Below are 17,762 nucleotides of genomic sequence, written 5' to 3'. Positions count from 1 at the left end.
TGTACTTTGAACTCGTACTTGTTTACCTCGCTGCGTTTTATAAAATGACATCTCTTTAATGAACTTTTCGACTCTAAACCTCTCGGCGAGTCTTTATATGTTGCAGATCCTTTAGCATGTGTTTCCCAGTCTTTTTCGTCTGGTCTGTTTAGCTAAATTTGCTGTTTCAATCTTGTTTGTTTTGCCTTTCTTAACATCCGTTAAGTGGCTCCCTGTTTGTTGGGACTGCAAAGGTAGTAATGATTTTGATATTGTCAAGAATTTATTTTTCTTTTTTTCTTTTTGTTTGTCGCTCTTTTAAGAACTCGCTTACTGTTTCCAGCCCGCTATCATTTACGTTCTCAGTAAACGCAAGAAGAGACGTTATCTTACTCCTTTATCAGCCTTTCAAATCTTTACTTCTTTATCCTTTTCACTAATCCTCTTCCTCCGAAGCGGAGTGCAAATGTAGAAGAAAAATCCTTGGCTGCAAAACAATATATAGAAATATCTTGTTATCCCCAGCTAATTCGCTGGGAAACAAGCTCAATCATTTTCACAACACTGCACATGGGTTTGTGTAAGTTGTACAATAAGACGTTTTCACCGCTGAATTTACCTGCTATTATAGGCTCGCTTCCTGAAATTTCCTCCACAAAGCAACATCTGAACCTATAACTACTCAATTTAATAGACCAGCATACCGAAAAACCGCAAGACAACCGAACAGGATAGCAGTTAACCCGGGGTATCTAGGGCCTCCATAGGGCGTTGACCCGGCATTTAGCCGCATCAACGCCCTATGGAGGCCGGATCGAGGGCGCGTAGACCCCGGGTCAATTCCGAAGCAGGTACCATCCAGTACCCTACTTAGGTGCTCCTTCTTACGATATGATGGCTCCATTATAAAAAGTTTGCACACATCATTAACTATGCGTAGCTTTAATAAGGCTCGAGAAAACACGCGTTAAATATCCATATCCTCAAACCGCAGAGATTAGCATACAGCAGCTTTTAGGGTTCAGCCCTATTCTTATTAAACATCAAATCGCTCCCAGCTTAACGTGATCACCATTACGAACTGTACCATTCAGCATTCAGCTTTGCTTTTCATTATTTAACCAGGTTCCCAATCGACGATGCCCGAATATACTTGCATCCTGAATTACAGCCCTGGCCTTATTTGGAACTCAACATAAATCATATTATGAAAAACCTTAAAACCAAAAGCTGTTTCCTGTTAGGATTAATTGTTTTAATGGGATGTGAAAAGAACGACGACAACATCGTGGAGCAACAAGTCCAGCTTGTGACAGCAGCAGCAGAACCGCTGCCTCAGGTAAGGGTGTTTAACACCATGGGGAAATACTTCGTCGCACTAGACACGATTTGTGCACCCTATCTAAAGTACACCACAAAATACGACATTTCCAAACTACCCAATCAGACGTTTGTGGATTCATTAGATGACGGAAAGTTAAAACTGATCTTCGACCTTGGGGATAGCGCCCCTCGCAAGTTCGACCCAACAACCACGGAATGGTGGGGGAACTGGAATGTGAGCCCCTATGTGGAAACCAATGATCCACATGTCTTAAGGATGGCCGACTGGTCTACTGTGATCATAACACTTTCTAAGAAGTGTTATATTTTTGGATTTGAGCTCTCGGCGCGCCTGAATCTTAACAACAATAATCCAGTGGAATTTGGCGCCGGCTATTTCGACAGCGATCGTCTGCCTGATGACACCCCAATAGGAAGGGTTGGACAAAAAGTGGAATCGCCCGGAGGCGCTCGCCTGTTTGCGATAAAGTCCGAAGTGCCTTTCAACACCGTCGTGATTTATTGGGATGGTGCGGGTTCAGCACAGTTTACCCGAGATTATGCCATTGCAAACATCCGGTACGTGACCAGTAAAAAGATTTTCGACCAGCACCGTAATTAGCTTTCGACCACCGCTAAGTTTTAATATTGGCCGGTCGCAAGCATCACCAGCGTACAGGCTTCAACTGGTTCAATTGCATTGCTTCGTAGCAACTCTTCGAGTTCATCGTTTTCCGTACCTGGATTGAAAATAACCCTTTTCGGATTGGTCTGTAATATATAATCGTAGTACTCACTCTGGAGGTGCGGTCCTACATACATCGTAATCGTATGAACATCTTCATGAATCTGCCCCGGCTTTTCAATATCCACACCCGCGACAGCACCAGACTTGATGCCCACATTAATGATGTCGTGACCTTTTGCCTTCAACATCTGTGCTGCTTTATATGCGTATCGAGAAGGATTTGGCGTTGCACCTATGATTAATGTATTTTTCATATGTATATATATAAGGATGTAAAAACAAGACTGATTTAATCTATGCTTTACAACAAGTCCTCTAAACTAATGTTTTATTGAAATTTTAGAACAGCATTTGCACAGTTGATGCCATCAATTGCCGCTGAGACAATACCGCCTGCATAGCCAGCACCTTCTGCACATGGGAAAAGTCCGGCGACCTGCGGATGCTGAAAGCTTTCCTTTTCCCGCGGGATGCGAACGGGCGATGAACTCCGGCTTTCCACACCAACCAATATCGCTTCGTTGGTATAGTAGCCTTTCATCTTTTTCCCGAACTTCGGTAAAGCCCGCTGTAAACTCTTGAAAACAAAGTCTGGCAGGGTATCCCGCAGCATAGCACTTTTGGTACCCGGCAGATAAGAATTCTTCGGAAGATCTACAGAAAGGCGATTTTCGACGAAGTCAATCATCCGCTGTGCGGGCGCAACCAGATTTCCGCCGCCGAGCTGAAATGCCGTTTTTTCAATGGCAGCCTGAAAATTCATCATGCGCAGCGGATCTGTTCCGGACACATCTTCCAGATTAATCTGCACGACAGTTCCGGAATTTGCGAAAGGATTGTTGCGCTTAGAGGGCGACCAGCCGTTCACGACGATCTCTTCTTTGTACGTGGCACATGGTGCGATGATTCCGCCCGGGCACATGCAGAATGAAAATACACCGCGATCTTCCACCTGCTCGACCAGGCTGTAATTGGCCGGTGGCAGGAATGGGCTCCGGATATCGCAGTGATACTGCGCGGCATCTATGATGGATTGCGGATGTTCAATACGAACCCCTAATGCGAAAGGCTTGGCTTCAACCAGGATGTTCTTCTCGTGCAACAACTCGTACATATCTCTGGCGGAATGCCCGGTGGCAAGAATAACTGCATCTGCCAGAAGCTGCTCCTCGCCATTCACGACAACGCCTTTGATCTTCCCTTCGGAAAGGATAAAGTCCGTAACCTTACGATCAAACTGGACTTCGCCCCCGGCGGCTAGGATCGTCTCGCGGATGGCCGTTATGATCTGCGGTAATTTGTTGGTACCGATATGTGGGCGGGCATCAATCAGAATGTCTTGCTTAGCGCCATGTTGAACGAAAATCTCCAGCACCTGATTTACATCGCCCCGTTTATTGGAGCGGGTATATAATTTTCCGTCGGAGTAGGTACCTGCCCCACCCTCACCGTAGCAATAATTGGATTCCGTATTTACGAGTCCTTGTTTATTTATGGCCGCAAGATCACGACGGCGCTGCTTAACATCCTTACCCCTTTCAAGTACAATGGGCTTCATTCCATTTTGGATGCACTGCAAAGCTGCAAAGAGACCCGCAGGTCCGGCGCCAACAATAATCACGGGTTTTTGATCGGCAACATTCGGGTACGCTGGTGCAAACTTTTCTTTCGGCGCTTCCTCATCTATGAAAACACGAACCTGCAAGCGGTAAATAACCACTCGTGAACGTGCATCAATAGAACGTTTCAGGACATGAAAATCGGTAATGTTGGATGACTTGATGTTCAGGGCACCTGCCAAAGTGTGCAGAATTACGGCAGTGTTGTCCAGATTTTCCGGCGCAACTTTAATTTCGATGTCTTTTTGCATATTCCTGTCAGGTTTTTATCCTGAATCGTAACAAAGGTACAGAAATTGATTCTAAAGCGTATATTAACAGGGGAAATCCATTGTTAAAGGTGAAGCAAAAATTTATGACCTTCATTTAATTTATTTTTAAGACATGAAAAAAATCGTATTAGTAGTTGTAGGTATTCTGGTTTTATTTGTAGTGTTCAGCGGTTGCAGCGGCTACAATAATTTAGTTCAACTGGATGAGGATGTTAAAACCAAATGGAGTCAGGTGGAAACACAATACCAACGCCGTTCAGATTTGATTCCGAACCTGGTTAGTACGGTTAAAGGTGCTGCGAAATTTGAGCAGACGACCTTAACTCAGGTTATTGAAGCACGTTCTAAAGCAAGCCAGATCACGGTTGATCCAACAAAACTGACTGCAGAAAACATTGATAAATTTCAGAATGCACAAAGTGGAATCAGTCAGGCATTGGGCCGTTTAATGGTGTTGACTGAAAACTATCCGGAACTTCGTGCTACACAACAGTTCAGCGATCTTTCGGTGCAACTGGAAGGTACTGAAAATAGAATCGCTACGGCACGTCGCGACTTTAACCAGTCTGTACAGACTTTTAACACTAAAGTTCGTTCATTCCCGAACAACCTTACAGCAGGTATCTTTGGTTTCGGACCGAAAGCTGGCTTTAAAGCAGATGCTGGTGCGCAGAATGCACCTAAAATCGAATTCTAATTTATTGATCACATTCGGTAAGGGTAAGGTTGGTTTTTTATAGACCAGCCTTACCCTTATCTTCATTATAGAGCTATTATGGCTATTTTCACAGAAGAAGAACAGGAACTTATTGCAGCTACGATTGCCGAAGCAGAGAAATTGACCTCTGGTGAAATCCGCATAGCGATTGAAAAACGCTGCAGTGGTGAGGCATATGACCGCGCTACGGAGTATTTCTTTAAGCTCGATATGGATAAGACTTCCGACAAAAACGGGGTGCTGATTTACCTGGCCTACGAAGACCATAAATTCGCCATTATTGGTGATAGTGGCATTTACCGCGTGGTACCGGAAGATTTCTGGGAGACCACGCAGATTGCGATGAAGGCTCATTTTGCCAGCGGCAACTATGCAGGCGGCATCATTGCGGGTGTGAAGCTTGCAGGTGAAAAGCTTGCGATATTCTTCCCCTACGCACATGATGATGTGAACGAACTGCCGAATGACATCATTGACATGGATAAACATAAATTTTAATAAGCTATGAAATCACATGATCTTGAACGTAATACCATGACTAAGATCATGTTTGTTTCATCACTAAAACAAAATAAACAACGGATGAAAAACCTAGTAATAGCTTTTTTACTGGCACTTACCTGTGGAACTGTTTTTGGGCAGGACTTACCTGAAAAGCCGGCGAAATTGGTTAACGATTATACCGGAACCTTATCAGCATCGCAAGCGCAGCAGTTGGAAAACAAACTTGTTGCTTTTGATGATTCGACTTCTACACAGATCGCGATAGCAATTGTAAAAACAGTTGGCGATTACGACATAAATGAATATGCTTTACAACTGGGCCGCAAATGGGGTGTTGGTGGTGCCAACAAGAACAATGGGGTAATGATCGTTGTTGCCCTGGGCGACCGCAAGATCTCCATCCAGACTGGTTATGGTGTGGAAGGTGCCCTACCCGATATTTACACGAACCGCATCATTGAAACTGACATTAAACCGGCATTTAAGGCTGGAGATTATTACGCAGGGCTGGACGCCGGAACAAACTCCATTATCAAGGTTGTAAAAGGCGAATATAAGAGTGATGGTCCGCGTGCTAAAAAGCGCGATAATAGCAGTGCTGTGCCTATTCTGATCATTATTGTGGTGATCATTATACTGATCATCAAAAAAGGTGGCGGCAGAGGCGGCAGTCAGGTGATTGGCGGTCGTGGAGTAGCAGATGCACTCTTCTGGAGCATGCTTCTTGGTGGCGGCGGCGGTCGTAATAGCGGCGGTGGCTTTAGCGGTGGTGGATTTGGTGGCGGCAGCGGCGGAGGTGGCTTCGGCGGTTTCGGTGGTGGTAGTTTTGGCGGTGGCGGAAGCAGCGGCAGTTGGTAATTAGAATAATAAATGGAAATTAAGAAATGGGATAAGCTTTCCACAAGATATGTGGTTAGAGAGAAATGGGCTACGTTACGTGTCGACACCTGTAAACTACAGGACGGCGTTATCAAGGACGACTACTATGTGCTGGAATACCCGAACTGGGTGAATGCCGTAGCAATTACGAAAGAAAACAAGATGATTCTGGTGCGTCAGTACAGGCATGCGGCAGACATCATCTCCCTGGAAATACCAGGCGGCGTGATTGACGGTGATGAGGATCCGGCAGATGCCGTAAAAAGGGAACTACTGGAAGAAACCGGTTACACCTTCGACAGCATTGAATTGATTGCCACGCTGTATCCAAACCCAGCGACCTCTACAAACAAGACTTTTACCTACCTGCTGACAGGTGGCGTGAAAACACACGAACAAAGCCTGGACGAGCACGAGTTTTTAGCTGTTGAGGAGTATTCGATTGAGGAGGTTAAGCAAATGGTTTTAAACAACGAGATTGACCAGGCACTGCACACGGCAGGCATATTCTATGGCCTGGCGAAGCTGGAACAACTGAATTAGGTATGCTTATAAACAAGAAAGGCCCTGATGAACGTTCATCAGGGCCTTTCTTGTTTGAGATGCAGTTTAGCTCATCTTCAGTTTCTTCTGGATATCGTGTACATATCCTTTAAATTTCTTGTCTGTTTCTATCAGATCTTCTACCGTTTGGCAGGCATAGATTACGGTGGAGTGATCTCTTCCGCCGAAAAACGCGCCGATAGACTTCAGGGATGATTTAGTGTGGCTCTTAGACAGATACATGGAGATTTGACGGGCTTGTACGATCTCACGTTTACGTGTAGGCGACTTTACCATGTCTGCAGGTACTTCAAAGTACTCGCATACCAGTTTCTGAATGAACTCCATTGAAATCTCCTTAGAGGTGTGCTTAATGAAGTTCTTAAGCATTGTTTTAGCAAGTGCCAGGTCAATTTCCTTCTTGTTCATGGTGGATTGAGCCAGCAATGATACCATCGCACCTTCCAGCTCACGTATATTGTTATCAATGTTGTGTGCTACATACTCAATCACATCAGATGGCAGTTCAATACCATCAGCATACATCTTCTTCTTTAAGATGGCGATTCTGGTTTCCAGGTCTGGCACCTGAAGATCTGCAGAAAGGCCCCATTTGAAACGGCTTAACAAACGCTCTTCTAATCCGGATAAATCTTTAGGTGATTTATCTGAAGATAAGATAACCTGCTTGCCTGATTGATGCAGGTGATTGAAAATGTGGAAGAAGATATCCTGTGTCTTTTCCTTACCGGCAAAGTTGTGTACATCATCCATGATGATCACGTCCATGGCCTGGTAAAAGTTTACAAAGTCATTAATGGTGTTGTTCTTTAAGGAATCCACAAACTGCTGACAGAACTTCTCGCAAGAAACATAGATCACCAACTTGTCTGGCATAGTTCTCTTGATTTCGTTTCCGATAGCCTGTGCAAGGTGTGTTTTTCCAAGACCTACACCGCCATAGATCATAAGCGGGTTAAAAGAAGTACCACCTGGTTTTGCTGCAACAGCATACCCCGCAGAACGGGCTAATCTATTGCAATCTCCTTCAATGTAGTTTTCGAATGTGTAGTTAGAATTTAACTGTGGGTCAACATTCATTTTCTTCAAACCCGGTACGATAAAAGGGTTCTTGATGTCCTTGTTGATGGCTACAGGAATAGGCATCGATTGGATCTTCGCTTCGGCTCCATTACCGTTGGATGGCATGTTGGTAGTGTATGGATTACCAGTACTTGAGGACTTATCTACAACGATGTTATATTCTAGTCTTCCTTCATCCCCAAGTTGCTTTTTTACAGTCTTACGCAGTAACCCAACATAGTGCTCCTCCAGCCATTCATAGAAGAACAAACTAGGCACCTGGATGGTCAAAACTTTGCCTTCTAGCTTAAGGGCGGAGATCGGCTCGAACCAAGTCTTGAAACTTTGGGTCGGGATATTATCCTTAATGATTTGAAGACAGTTTTTCCACACTTCGGTACAAGTTTTTTCCATTGTTATTCTTAATTTGTTGGTTTACAGTGACGATAGGAGCTTAATGATCTGGCTCATTCGAGAGATCAAAAATTCAAAAAATTATCAACATAATGAACAGAAATTTCATTTAAATCGTAACTGCTTAAAACGTAGTCGCATAACTTGCTTAACTTGAACATTCAATGTGGATAACTCTAAAATCAACAAAATAATTGCGCGATTTCAGTTATTTTTAGTATTCTCCGAAAGCGTCACGTAAAACATCGGCAATCTCGCCCAAAGTGGCATATTCCTCCACTGAAGCTAGTATAAAGGGCATTAAGTTAGCATCAGTACGTGTTGCGGCCCTTAAATCATCCAGGGTTTTTTGCACATTTTCAGCATTTCGCTGCGTTTTCAACATTCTAAGCTGTTCCGTCTGGAAAGTACGTATAGACTCATCGATTTTCATCGTTTCTGTGATGGTTTCCTGCGCCTGACCGAACTTATTAACACCTACGATGATCCTGCTTCCGTTTTCCACTTCAAGCTGATGTTGATAACTTGCAGCAGCAATCTCGTTCTGGATGTAGCCATTTTCAATCGCTTCAACGGAACCACCCATTGCATCGATCTTTTCGATGTAAATCTGGGCCGCCTGCTCGATCTCATCGGTGAGTGCCTCTATAAAATAGGACCCTGCAAGGGGGTCTACGGTATCTGTTACACCGCTTTCAAAGGCAATGACCTGCTGGGTGCGCAGGGCGATCTTGGCAGCCGCTTCTGTGGGTAGTGACAGTGCTTCATCATAGCCATTGGTATGCAGCGACTGGGTGCCGCCCAGCACTGCCGCCATGGCCTGATTGGTGACCCTGATGACGTTGTTTAGGGGTTGTTGAGCGGTGAGTGTAGAGCCGCCGGTCTGGGTGTGAAAACGTAGCATCTGCGCCTTCTCGTCGGTGGCACCGAGGCCCTTCGTGATGCCCGCCCACATACGTCTTGCCGCCCTGAACTTGGCGATCTCCTCAAAGAAATTGTTGTGACAGTTAAAAAAGAAGGACAGTCGTTTTGCGAATATGTTAATATCCAAACCTTTCTCCAAAGCGGCGTTTAAGTAAGCTTTTCCGTTCGCCAAAGTGAAGGCCAATTCCTGTACTGCGGTAGAACCGGCTTCCCGGATGTGGTAGCCAGAGATGGAAATCGTGTTCCACTTCGGTACTTCCTTGCTGCAGTACTCAAAGATATCGGTGATGATGCGCATGGAGGCTTTTGGTGGATATATATAGGTGCCTCTTGCTGCATACTCTTTAAGGATGTCGTTTTGAATGGTACCTGAGATCTTCTTCAGGTCTGCCCCCTGCCGCTTCGCCAGTGCAATATACATCGCCAGCAAAATGGAAGCAGTTGCGTTGATTGTCATGGATGTGGTGATGTCTTCGAGCTTGATGCCGTCAAAGAGGATCTCCATGTCGCGCAGGGAGTCAATTGCAACACCAACCTTCCCCACTTCCCCTTCTGCCATCTCATGGTCTGAGTCGTAGCCAATCTGCGTTGGCAGATCGAACGCCACCGACAGCCCCATCGTTCCCTGGCTAAGGAGGTAATGGTAGCGCTCATTGGAGGCCTTTGCCGTAGAGAAGCCGGCGTACTGGCGCATGGTCCAGAGCCTGCCCCGGTACATGTCTTTCTGAATCCCCCGGGTAAAAGGGAATTCGCCAGGCTTTTCAGCTGTCCGTTCTACATCAGGGTATGTTTCTTTGATTTCTATACCAGAGCTGGTTACAAATTTCTTATCAGTCATGTGAATGAGGTCTATGGATACGGTATTTTGTTTAAGTACCGTAATAATTAAGGCTTTCGCTTCAACAAAAATGTACAAATTATTTATATTAATTATATTTGTTAATCCTAAATTGAAACAAGATGAGTACAGCAGTTGATACAGCATTTGCACCGGTTATTTTTACAGAAGGCGCAGTAAAAGAACTACTTAAGTTAAAAGACCAGCAGGAAATAGGTGAGAACTTTGGCTTACGTGTTGGCGTAGAAGGCGGAGGTTGTTCAGGTATGAGCTATGTTCTGGGCTTTGACCAGAAGAAAGAGGGCGACCAGGAATTTTTCATCAGCGGGATTAAGGTTTACATGCATAAAGCACACCAGATGTACCTTATGGGTATGCAGGTAGATTGGCAGGATGGTTTAAATTCAAGAGGTTTTACCTTCAGCAATCCGAACGCAGCAAGTTCATGCGGTTGCGGTACCAGCTTCTCCGTATAATAGTAGATATTCTTTGTAACATATCACAGGGTCCCGTTGTCTTAACAGCGGGACTTTTTTATGAAAGTTCCTTTTGGCTAACTACATACTTCAATGACTTATAAAGAAAACGTCCGTCTCGCGCTGCAGTCCATTAAAAGTAATCGCTTGCGAACCATGTTAACGGCATTGATCATTGCGATCGGCCTGATGGCCCTTGTAGGGATTTTAACGACCCTGGATGCAGTAAAAAAGAGCATGACAGACGCTTTCTCCAGTATGGGTGCAAACTCATTCACCATCCGTAATCGTGGCATTGGTATTCGTGTGGGCGGTTCAGGGCAGCGCCCGAAGCCTTTCCCGGTGATCCGTTATGAGGATGCCATCAAGTTCAAGGAGCAGCTGAATACCCCGGCGACGGTGGCGGTAAGCATCCGTGCTACTGGTGGCGCAACAGCGAAGTACGGCTCCGTGAAAACCAACCCCAACATCAGCGTTCAGGCACTGGACGAGAATGGCCTCGCCGCTCAAGGATTAGAGCTCGTTGAGGGCCGTAACCTGAACAAATCAGAAATCTTTACGGGGACAAACAACTGCATCATTGGAAACGAACTAAAGACGACCTTATTTAAAGATGAGTCGCCGATTGACAAGGTTATAAACGTTGGTAATTACCGCATGAAGATCATTGGCGTGCTTGATGCCAAAGGATCCAGCATGGGCAATAACAGCGACCGTACGGTGTATGTGCCACTGCTTAGGGGCAAGCAGATGATCACCAGCTCTGAGCCTTCCTACACCATAACGGTGATGGTGCCGAGCAATGATCTCATGGAAAACATTATTGGTGAAGCTACTGCCGAGTTTAGGAACATCCGAAAGTTAAAGATCAGACAGCCCAATAACTTTGAAATTACCAAGAGTGACGCGGTTGCACAGACGCTGTTCGAAAACCTGTCCTTCATTGCGATCGGTGGTGTTGCCATCGGGGCTATAACGCTTATTGGCGCTTCAATTGGCCTGATGAACATCATGCTCGTGTCGGTTACAGAGCGTACCCGCGAGATCGGCATCCGTAAAGCTATTGGTGCGAACCCGTCAACGATTAGAAAGCAGTTTCTGATTGAAGCGATTATGATTTGTTTATTCGGCGGTGCATTGGGGATACTTCTGGGTATCGGGCTCGGGAACGCAATATCCCTCGCCATGGGTGGAACGTTCATCATCCCCTGGAAATTTATATTTGGTGGCTTCGGACTCTGTGTATTCGTTGGTATCGTGTCTGGGTATTACCCGGCGAAGAAGGCCTCTAAACTGGATCCTGTAGAGGCATTACGTTACGAGTAATCGCACTTATGGTTAAAAAAAAAGGCTTGCTGATCTTTGATCAGCAAGCCTTTTTTGCTTTGTATAGTTGAACTACCTGCCCTGATACTGCGTATCGTAATAAGCCTGGTAATTTCCTGAGGTAACATCTTTCAACCACTCCTCATTCTCCAGGAACCAGTCCACAGTTTTCGCCAAACCTTCCTCGAACTGTAAGCTCGGTACCCAGTCCAGTTTCTGCTGTAGTTTAGTAGAGTCAATCGCATAACGAAGATCGTGTCCTGCGCGATCGGTTACGTAAGTGATCAGCTGCGCTGAAGTCCCTGCAGGTCTTCCAAGCTTCTCATCCATAATGCGACACAATAAGTTGATCAGATCAATGTTCTTCCATTCATTATGGCCACCGATGTTGTAGGTCTCTCCTGTTTTCGCTTTATGGAAAATCACGTCAATCGCACGTGCGTGATCCTCTACCCACAGCCAGTCGCGCACATTCTCCCCTTTTCCGTAAACCGGAACAGGCTGATTGTTCTTGATGTTGTTAATTGCTAAGGGAATCAGCTTTTCCGGGAAGTGGTGTGAACCGTAGTTGTTTGAGCAGTTCGAAATTACCACGTCCAAACCATAAGTATCGTGGTAAGAGCGTACGAAGTGATCTGAACTCGCCTTTGAAGCCGAGTACGGACTATGTGGATCATATGCCGTTGTTTCGGTAAACATGCCCGTTTCACCCAATGCACCATAAACCTCGTCGGTAGACACATGGTAGAAGCGTTTGCTGTCGTACTTGCCTTTCCAGTACGCCCTTGCAGCATTTAGAAGGTTTACCGTACCGATCACATTGGTCATCACAAATGCAGTTGGGTCTGCGATGGAACGATCCACGTGAGACTCAGCTGCCAGGTGAATCACGGCATCAAAATCCTCTGCTTCAAACAAAGCGTTCATTTCTGCGGCATCCGTAATGTCGGCTTTCACAAAGCGGTAGTTTGGCTTATCCTCTACGTCTTTGAGATTAGCAAGATTTCCAGCATAGGTTAGCTTATCCAGATTTACAATTTCGTATTCGGGATAGGTGTTCACGAATCTTCGTACAACATGTGAACCGATAAAACCGGCACCGCCGGTGATTAGGAATTTTTTCATGGGGTATTTTGTATTAAGCAGCATGCATCGCCTCAGGTTACAAACTTTCTGGTAAGCCAAGGGCTTCAGCAGTTTCTTCAAATCTGGGCGTATATGCCTTTTTGAGCAATTTATTTAGATTATCCTGCAGATCAAACTGCAAGTCTTCATGCAGCTTGAGGTATTTCTTGTATACAGAAAGTGTTGTACGTAGAAAGTACAACACCATCCGGTCATTATATTTACTTAAAGTTGCGTGCACACTTGGCGTCAAGGTTAATGGAATCTCATTCAGCAACTGCATACGGAGTTCAATTTCAGTATTCAGGTCTTTAGTAACCTTATAATGATGATTGATCCTGCCATTTAAGGTACGCAATACCGTCAGGGTGTCTTTCACATTGTACCTGTACGTTGATGTTAGTTCGTCAATCTGCGCTACGATCAGCTCTGAAAGCGCCATACGTCGGGCTTCCAGGTCTGAAGCATCCTCCAGCAACTTAAAGTGGAGGTGCTCGGTAAGGATCTTATCTTTTGCAATCAGCCGCAGCAGCAGCTTATCCTTCTCCTTAACGGGCAGGCCTGTGATCGCATATTTTAGATCCTTATGTTCGCCTAAGACCATTAAAACGGATTATCTTTCAAGTACTTCTCCCAGTTCCAGGCAGAACGCATCATTTCCTGAATGCCAAGTTCCGCTTTCCAGCCCAGTTCATTCGCCGCCTTATTTACGTCACCGTAAACTTGCTCGATATCCCCTTCCCGGCGTGGGCCGATCTGGTAGTTCAATTTCTCGCCGGTAGATTCTTCAAAAGCATTGATGATTTCCAATACCGAAGAGCCTTTCCCTGTACCCAGGTTGAACACCTCATAGTTAGTGCTTGCAGCTTTACTTTCCAGGCGTTTAATTGCAGCAACGTGTGCCTTCGCCAGATCTACCACATGGATATAATCCCTGATCGCACTGCCATCTGGCGTGTTGTAATCATTACCGTAAACCGTAATCGGGCCACGCTTACCAATCGCAGATTGCGTGATAAATGGCACCAGGTTTTGTGGTACACCAATGGGCAATTCGCCGATCAATGCAGATTCATGTGCGCCCACAGGATTGAAGTACCGCAGCGAGGTCACGAACAACTCCGGACTAACCGCACAGGCTTCAGTAAGCATTTCTTCCGCAATCTGCTTGGTATTTCCGTAAGGTGATTCTGCCTTTTTAACCGGTGCAGACTCTGTAACGGGCAGTTGATCTGGCTGACCATAAACTGTGCAGGATGAAGAAAACACGAAGTCTATCTTGCTGTTAAAAGCGTAAAGCACGTTCAGCAGTGAATAGAAGTTGTTTCTGTAATATTTTAAAGGCTGTTGAACCGACTCACCTACGGCTTTGAACGCAGCGAAATGAATCACACCGGTAATGTCTGTATTGTCAGCTACAAAAGCTTTGACTTTGGCTTCATCACAAAGATCCAGCTCAACAAACTCAGGCTTGATGCCCGTGATGGTTTCAAGCTGATTTAGGATTTTAGGGTTTGAATTGGAGAAATCATCCACGATGATGACCTCATATCCAGCATTGTATAGTTCGACTACAGTGTGCGAGCCAATAAAGCCCGTACCGCCAGTCACTAATATCTTCGCCATTCTTATTTATTATAGGTTGTAAAATCTTTATGGTCAACGTTTACCAAAGCTTCTTCAGGTAAGGACTTGAAGTACTCGTAAGTAATTTTCAACCCTTCTTCTCTGCTTACTTTTGGCTCCCAGCCCAGAATTGCTCTTGCCTTGGTAATATCCGGACGGCGTTGCTTTGGATCATCAACAGGCAGGTCTCTAAGTACCAGTTTCTGTGAAGTGCCGGTAAGTTTAATAATCTCTTCACCGAATTGTTTGATGGTAATTTCATCCGGGTTACCGATGTTCATTGGCTGCGCATAATCGCTGAACAGTAAACGGTAAATACCTTCGATCAGATCATCAACATAACAGAACGAGCGGGTTTGTGATCCATCTCCGAAAACGGTTAGATCTTCCCCTCTTAGCGCCTGACCAATAAATGCAGGCAACACACGTCCATCATTCAGTCGCATTCTAGGGCCGTAGGTATTGAAAATTCGAACGATTCTGGTTTCCACGCCGTGAAAAGTATGATATGCCATAGTCATGGCTTCCTGAAAACGCTTTGCTTCATCGTATACCCCTCTTGGGCCTACCGGGTTTACATTACCCCAGTACTCCTCTGGTTGTGGGTTTACACTTGGATCGCCATAAACCTCCGAAGTGGAAGCGATGATCATTCTTGCGCCTTTAGCTTTAGCAAGGCCAAGCAGGTTATGTGTACCTAAAGATCCTACCTTTAAGGTTTGGATCGGAATTTTCAAATAGTCAATAGGACTTGCTGGTGAGGCAAAATGGAGGATATAATCCAGTTCACCGGGCACATGTACGAACTTAGATACGTCGTGATGTGCAAACTCAAAGTTCTCTAATGGAAAAAGGTGTTCAATATTCTTTAAATCTCCGGTGATTAAATTATCCATGGCAATCACATGGAAATCTTCTTTAATAAACCTGTCGCACAAGTGCGAACCTAAGAAACCGGCGGCACCGGTGATTAATACTCTTTTGCGTTTCATTTATTTTGAGGTAAAAGTAAGGGCAGGGCTTGTACGATTGCAAAGCATACCGATGTCATTGAACTGGTTTTCTCTAAATTTGTTTCCCTTTAATATAATTCGGGTATCTTCGGCTAAGATAATAAATAAACACACAAAATGGTTTTCCTTTACAATATTGGTATTTTACTTTACGGATTGATTATCAGGCTCGTCGCGCCCTTTAACAGTAAAGCAAACCGATTTGTAAACGGCAGAAAACAGATCTTCAGGCAGATAGCAGCCCGCATAGATCCTTCAGAAAAACACATCTGGTTTCACTTTGCCTCACTCGGCGAATTTGAACAAGGCCGTCCGGTGTTGGAGAAAATAAAGGCAGAACACCCGGGTAAAAAGATCGTGGTCACCTTCTTCTCCCCTTCCGGTTATGAGATCCGCAAACATTATGCAGGTGCGGATGGCGTATTCTACCTCCCCTTAGATACCCGCCGCAATGCGGAAAGGTTCATTCAGGCCATCAATCCGGAAATTGCAATCTTCACCAAGTACGAATTCTGGCATCATTACTTCAGCGTTTTAGCGGAACATAAAACGCCCCTGTTCATCATCTCAGGAATCTTCCGACCAGAGCAAATCTTTTTCAAATTCTACGGCACCTTCAACAGGAATATTCTCAAGCATGTAACCTGGTTCTTTGTGCAGAACCAGCAGAGTGTAGATCTATTAAAGCAGCTAAAACACCATAATGCCAGCATCGCTGGAGACACCCGGTTTGACCGCGTAGCGGAAAATGCGGAGCATCCAACATTGCTTCCCCTGATCAGCAGTTTCGCAGCGCAGCATAAGGTATTCATCGCCGGAAGTACCTGGCCCGCAGATGAGCAGCTCCTTCAGGAACTCGCTACAGCAATAACAGACTGGAAATTCATCCTTGCGCCTCATGAAATTGGCGCGGAGCACATCAGGCAAATTGAACAACTATTCCCTACCGCCATACGGTATTCTGCACTAACCACAGAAAACGCGGCAGCGGCACGGATCCTCATCATTGACAACATCGGGATGTTATCTTTCTTATATCAGTATGGCCAGCTTGCCTACATTGGCGGTGGCTTTGGCGTAGGCATTCACAACACGCTGGAAGCAGCGGCCTTCGGCCTACCCGTAATTTTTGGTCCAAATTACCGCAAGTTTCAGGAAGCACATGACCTGCTGAAAATCGGCGCTGCAAAAAGTATTGAAGATGAAAAGTCGTTAGTTACTGCTTTCCAGCTGTTTAAAAACAACCAGAAAGCAGTGTCGCTTGCAAAAGAATACGTGGCAAGTCAGAAAGGGGCCACAGCAAGCATATATGAAAAAGTTAAGGCTTATCTAAATTAACCTTTAATCATCTGGACCATAGCCTGGATCCATTTCGGGTTGTCATTCAAGCTGGCCACCAACTGCACTTCCTCGCCACCAAGCTTCTTGAATTCTTCGCCATATTCTACGGTCACTTCATACAAAGTCTCCAGGCAGTCGGCCACAAAAGCAGGACAGAAAACCAGCAAGCGCTTGTTGCCTTTGGCAGCAAGATCCGTTAACACATCACTTGTATAAGGCTGCACCCAAGGTTCTTTACCCAGGCGACTCTGGAAACAAACAGAATATTTCTCTCTTGGAATGTTCAGCTCCGCAGCAATCAGTCTTGCCGTGTCATGGCTCTGTGCCGAATAACAGAATTGATTTACATCCGTCAGCTTAGAACAGCAATCCGCAGATTTCAAACAGTGTTTACCTGAATCATCACACTTGATCAACTGGCGTTCCGGCAAACCGTGAAAGCTGAATAAGACATGATCATAGGTCTCTGGCTGATATTTCTTTGCATTATCAGCAAAGGCCTCAATCATCAATTCATTATCATGGAAAGAGTTCACGAAGCTCACATTGGGGATGGTTGGCCATTTACCCACAATGCCCATCACTTTCTGAATCACAGATCCTGTACTCGCAGAAGCATACTGCGGAAATAAAGGTAATACCCGGATGCTATCCACCTGACCCGCGCGTAGCTTGGAAAGTGCCGTCTCAATAGATGGGCTCTGGTAGCGCATGGCTAGCTCTACCTGGTAATCCGGACCGAGCTGCTCGCGTACCAGCGCAAGCTGAACTTCGCTGAAGTACAATAACGGTGAGCCCTTTTCGTCCCAGATTTCTTTATAAAGTTTAGCCGTTTTCGGACTTCTAAAAGGAACAATAATACCCCGTACCAATAAATTACGATTGAAAGCCGGGATGTCAATCACACGTTCATCCATCAGAAATTCATCAAGATACTTACGTACATCCTTCACCTCCGGACTATCCGGCGTCCCTAAATTCACTAACAGTACACCCTTTTTTCCCATATTG

Annotated in this window: 17 protein-coding genes; 8 read left to right on the top strand and 9 right to left on the bottom strand. The window is 45.2% G+C overall.

Annotated elements, in window-relative coordinates; translation table 11 throughout:
• The first annotated feature begins 1,186 nt into the window (after positions 1 to 1,186).
• Entirely contained in the window at positions 1,187 to 1,924 is a 738-nt protein-coding gene (locus tag IEW69_RS12235; protein WP_188627139.1) for a hypothetical protein, read from the top strand.
• Positions 1,925 to 1,944: 20 nt separating this feature from the next.
• Here the strand turns inward: IEW69_RS12235 and IEW69_RS12230 are convergent, their stop codons facing one another.
• Both IEW69_RS12230 and IEW69_RS12225 read right to left on the bottom strand, forming a co-directional pair.
• Positions 1,945 to 2,304: a CoA-binding protein gene (locus tag IEW69_RS12230; RefSeq protein ID WP_188627138.1), complete on the bottom strand. Its 360-nt coding sequence runs from the start codon at positions 2,302 to 2,304 to the stop codon at positions 1,945 to 1,947.
• Positions 2,305 to 2,378: 74 nt separating this feature from the next.
• Positions 2,379 to 3,920, bottom strand: a complete 1,542-nt coding sequence (locus tag IEW69_RS12225; RefSeq protein ID WP_188627137.1) for an NAD(P)/FAD-dependent oxidoreductase — start codon at positions 3,918 to 3,920, stop codon at positions 2,379 to 2,381.
• A gap of 133 nt (positions 3,921 to 4,053) precedes the next feature.
• Between IEW69_RS12225 and IEW69_RS12220 the strand changes: the two genes are divergently transcribed.
• The 4 genes from IEW69_RS12220 (at position 4,054) to IEW69_RS12205 (ending at position 6,585) form a co-directional block, all read left to right on the top strand.
• Positions 4,054 to 4,638, top strand: a complete 585-nt coding sequence (locus IEW69_RS12220; protein WP_188627136.1) for a LemA family protein — start codon at positions 4,054 to 4,056, stop codon at positions 4,636 to 4,638.
• A gap of 78 nt (positions 4,639 to 4,716) precedes the next feature.
• On the top strand, positions 4,717 to 5,157 hold the full coding sequence (locus IEW69_RS12215) for a TPM domain-containing protein (protein WP_188627135.1): 441 nt from the start codon (positions 4,717 to 4,719) through the stop codon (positions 5,155 to 5,157).
• Positions 5,158 to 5,241: 84 nt separating this feature from the next.
• A complete protein-coding gene (locus IEW69_RS12210; RefSeq protein WP_188627134.1) occupies positions 5,242 to 6,021 on the top strand; it encodes a TPM domain-containing protein in 780 nt (259 codons plus the stop codon).
• A gap of 12 nt (positions 6,022 to 6,033) precedes the next feature.
• Complete coding sequence (locus tag IEW69_RS12205; protein WP_188627133.1) at positions 6,034 to 6,585, top strand: NUDIX hydrolase; 552 nt, start codon at positions 6,034 to 6,036, stop codon at positions 6,583 to 6,585.
• 66 nt (positions 6,586 to 6,651) lie between these two features.
• Here the strand turns inward: IEW69_RS12205 and dnaA are convergent, their stop codons facing one another.
• Both dnaA and IEW69_RS12195 read right to left on the bottom strand, forming a co-directional pair.
• Positions 6,652 to 8,082 carry a chromosomal replication initiator protein DnaA gene (gene dnaA / locus IEW69_RS12200; RefSeq protein WP_188627132.1) on the bottom strand — a complete coding sequence of 477 codons (1,431 nt, stop codon included), beginning with the start codon at positions 8,080 to 8,082 and terminating at the stop codon, positions 6,652 to 6,654.
• A gap of 214 nt (positions 8,083 to 8,296) precedes the next feature.
• The gene (locus tag IEW69_RS12195; RefSeq protein ID WP_229663610.1) at positions 8,297 to 9,922 is read right to left on the bottom strand and encodes an acyl-CoA mutase large subunit family protein; all 1,626 of its coding nucleotides are present in this window, start codon (positions 9,920 to 9,922) and stop codon (positions 8,297 to 8,299) included.
• 44 nt (positions 9,923 to 9,966) lie between these two features.
• On the opposite strand from IEW69_RS12195, the gene IEW69_RS12190 reads away from it, so the two are divergent.
• The gene (locus IEW69_RS12190; RefSeq protein ID WP_188627131.1) at positions 9,967 to 10,320 is read left to right on the top strand and encodes a HesB/IscA family protein; all 354 of its coding nucleotides are present in this window, start codon (positions 9,967 to 9,969) and stop codon (positions 10,318 to 10,320) included.
• 93 nt (positions 10,321 to 10,413) lie between these two features.
• Positions 10,414 to 11,646 (top strand): ABC transporter permease, encoded by a 1,233-nt coding sequence (locus IEW69_RS12185; RefSeq protein WP_188627130.1) that lies wholly within the window; start codon positions 10,414 to 10,416, stop codon positions 11,644 to 11,646.
• A gap of 72 nt (positions 11,647 to 11,718) precedes the next feature.
• Here IEW69_RS12185 and rfbB read toward each other — a convergent pair whose 3' ends face one another.
• The 4 genes from rfbB to IEW69_RS12165 are packed head-to-tail and all read right to left on the bottom strand — an operon-like array spanning position 11,719 to position 15,389.
• Entirely contained in the window at positions 11,719 to 12,771 is a 1,053-nt protein-coding gene (gene rfbB / locus IEW69_RS12180; RefSeq protein WP_188627129.1) for a dTDP-glucose 4,6-dehydratase, read from the bottom strand.
• Between the two features lie 37 nt (positions 12,772 to 12,808).
• Positions 12,809 to 13,375, bottom strand: a complete 567-nt coding sequence (locus tag IEW69_RS12175; RefSeq protein WP_188627128.1) for a hypothetical protein — start codon at positions 13,373 to 13,375, stop codon at positions 12,809 to 12,811.
• Complete coding sequence (galE, locus tag IEW69_RS12170; protein ID WP_188627127.1) at positions 13,375 to 14,397, bottom strand: UDP-glucose 4-epimerase GalE; 1,023 nt, start codon at positions 14,395 to 14,397, stop codon at positions 13,375 to 13,377. The genes IEW69_RS12175 and galE overlap by 1 nt, the downstream gene beginning before the upstream one ends.
• A 2-nt stretch (positions 14,398 to 14,399) precedes the next feature.
• Positions 14,400 to 15,389, bottom strand: coding sequence for a UDP-glucuronic acid decarboxylase family protein (locus tag IEW69_RS12165; protein ID WP_188627126.1), 990 nt, complete (start codon positions 15,387 to 15,389; stop codon positions 14,400 to 14,402).
• 138 nt (positions 15,390 to 15,527) lie between these two features.
• Here IEW69_RS12165 and IEW69_RS12160 point away from each other — a divergent pair, with 138 nt between their 5' ends.
• Complete coding sequence (locus IEW69_RS12160; protein WP_188627125.1) at positions 15,528 to 16,748, top strand: 3-deoxy-D-manno-octulosonic acid transferase; 1,221 nt, start codon at positions 15,528 to 15,530, stop codon at positions 16,746 to 16,748.
• Here the strand turns inward: IEW69_RS12160 and hemH are convergent.
• Entirely contained in the window at positions 16,745 to 17,758 is a 1,014-nt protein-coding gene (hemH, locus tag IEW69_RS12155; RefSeq protein WP_188627124.1) for a ferrochelatase, read from the bottom strand. The genes IEW69_RS12160 and hemH overlap by 4 nt on opposite strands.
• Between the last annotated feature and the right edge of the window lie 4 nt (positions 17,759 to 17,762).

This window comes from Pedobacter quisquiliarum, assembly GCF_014642175.1.
In the GTDB taxonomy this organism is placed as follows: domain Bacteria; phylum Bacteroidota; class Bacteroidia; order Sphingobacteriales; family Sphingobacteriaceae; genus Pedobacter; species Pedobacter quisquiliarum.
Note: the sequence above shows the minus strand (reverse complement) of the source record. Positions and strands in the feature narration are given on the sequence as shown.

What these genes read in the sequence shown, in the direction of transcription:
- IEW69_RS12235 (WP_188627139.1), top strand. Translation starts at nt 1,187, where the DNA reads ATGAAAAACCTTAAAACCAAAAGCTGTTTCCTGTTAGGATTAATTGTT.
- IEW69_RS12230 (WP_188627138.1), bottom strand. Translation starts at nt 2,304, where the DNA reads ATGAAAAATACATTAATCATAGGTGCAACGCCAAATCCTTCTCGATAC.
- IEW69_RS12225 (WP_188627137.1), bottom strand. Translation starts at nt 3,920, where the DNA reads ATGCAAAAAGACATCGAAATTAAAGTTGCGCCGGAAAATCTGGACAAC.
- IEW69_RS12220 (WP_188627136.1), top strand. Translation starts at nt 4,054, where the DNA reads ATGAAAAAAATCGTATTAGTAGTTGTAGGTATTCTGGTTTTATTTGTA.
- IEW69_RS12215 (WP_188627135.1), top strand. Translation starts at nt 4,717, where the DNA reads ATGGCTATTTTCACAGAAGAAGAACAGGAACTTATTGCAGCTACGATT.
- IEW69_RS12210 (WP_188627134.1), top strand. Translation starts at nt 5,242, where the DNA reads ATGAAAAACCTAGTAATAGCTTTTTTACTGGCACTTACCTGTGGAACT.
- IEW69_RS12205 (WP_188627133.1), top strand. Translation starts at nt 6,034, where the DNA reads ATGGAAATTAAGAAATGGGATAAGCTTTCCACAAGATATGTGGTTAGA.
- dnaA (WP_188627132.1), bottom strand. Translation starts at nt 8,082, where the DNA reads ATGGAAAAAACTTGTACCGAAGTGTGGAAAAACTGTCTTCAAATCATT.
- IEW69_RS12190 (WP_188627131.1), top strand. Translation starts at nt 9,967, where the DNA reads ATGAGTACAGCAGTTGATACAGCATTTGCACCGGTTATTTTTACAGAA.
- IEW69_RS12185 (WP_188627130.1), top strand. Translation starts at nt 10,414, where the DNA reads ATGACTTATAAAGAAAACGTCCGTCTCGCGCTGCAGTCCATTAAAAGT.
- rfbB (WP_188627129.1), bottom strand. Translation starts at nt 12,771, where the DNA reads ATGAAAAAATTCCTAATCACCGGCGGTGCCGGTTTTATCGGTTCACAT.
- IEW69_RS12175 (WP_188627128.1), bottom strand. Translation starts at nt 13,375, where the DNA reads ATGGTCTTAGGCGAACATAAGGATCTAAAATATGCGATCACAGGCCTG.
- galE (WP_188627127.1), bottom strand. Translation starts at nt 14,397, where the DNA reads ATGGCGAAGATATTAGTGACTGGCGGTACGGGCTTTATTGGCTCGCAC.
- IEW69_RS12165 (WP_188627126.1), bottom strand. Translation starts at nt 15,389, where the DNA reads ATGAAACGCAAAAGAGTATTAATCACCGGTGCCGCCGGTTTCTTAGGT.
- IEW69_RS12160 (WP_188627125.1), top strand. Translation starts at nt 15,528, where the DNA reads ATGGTTTTCCTTTACAATATTGGTATTTTACTTTACGGATTGATTATC.
- hemH (WP_188627124.1), bottom strand. Translation starts at nt 17,758, where the DNA reads ATGGGAAAAAAGGGTGTACTGTTAGTGAATTTAGGGACGCCGGATAGT.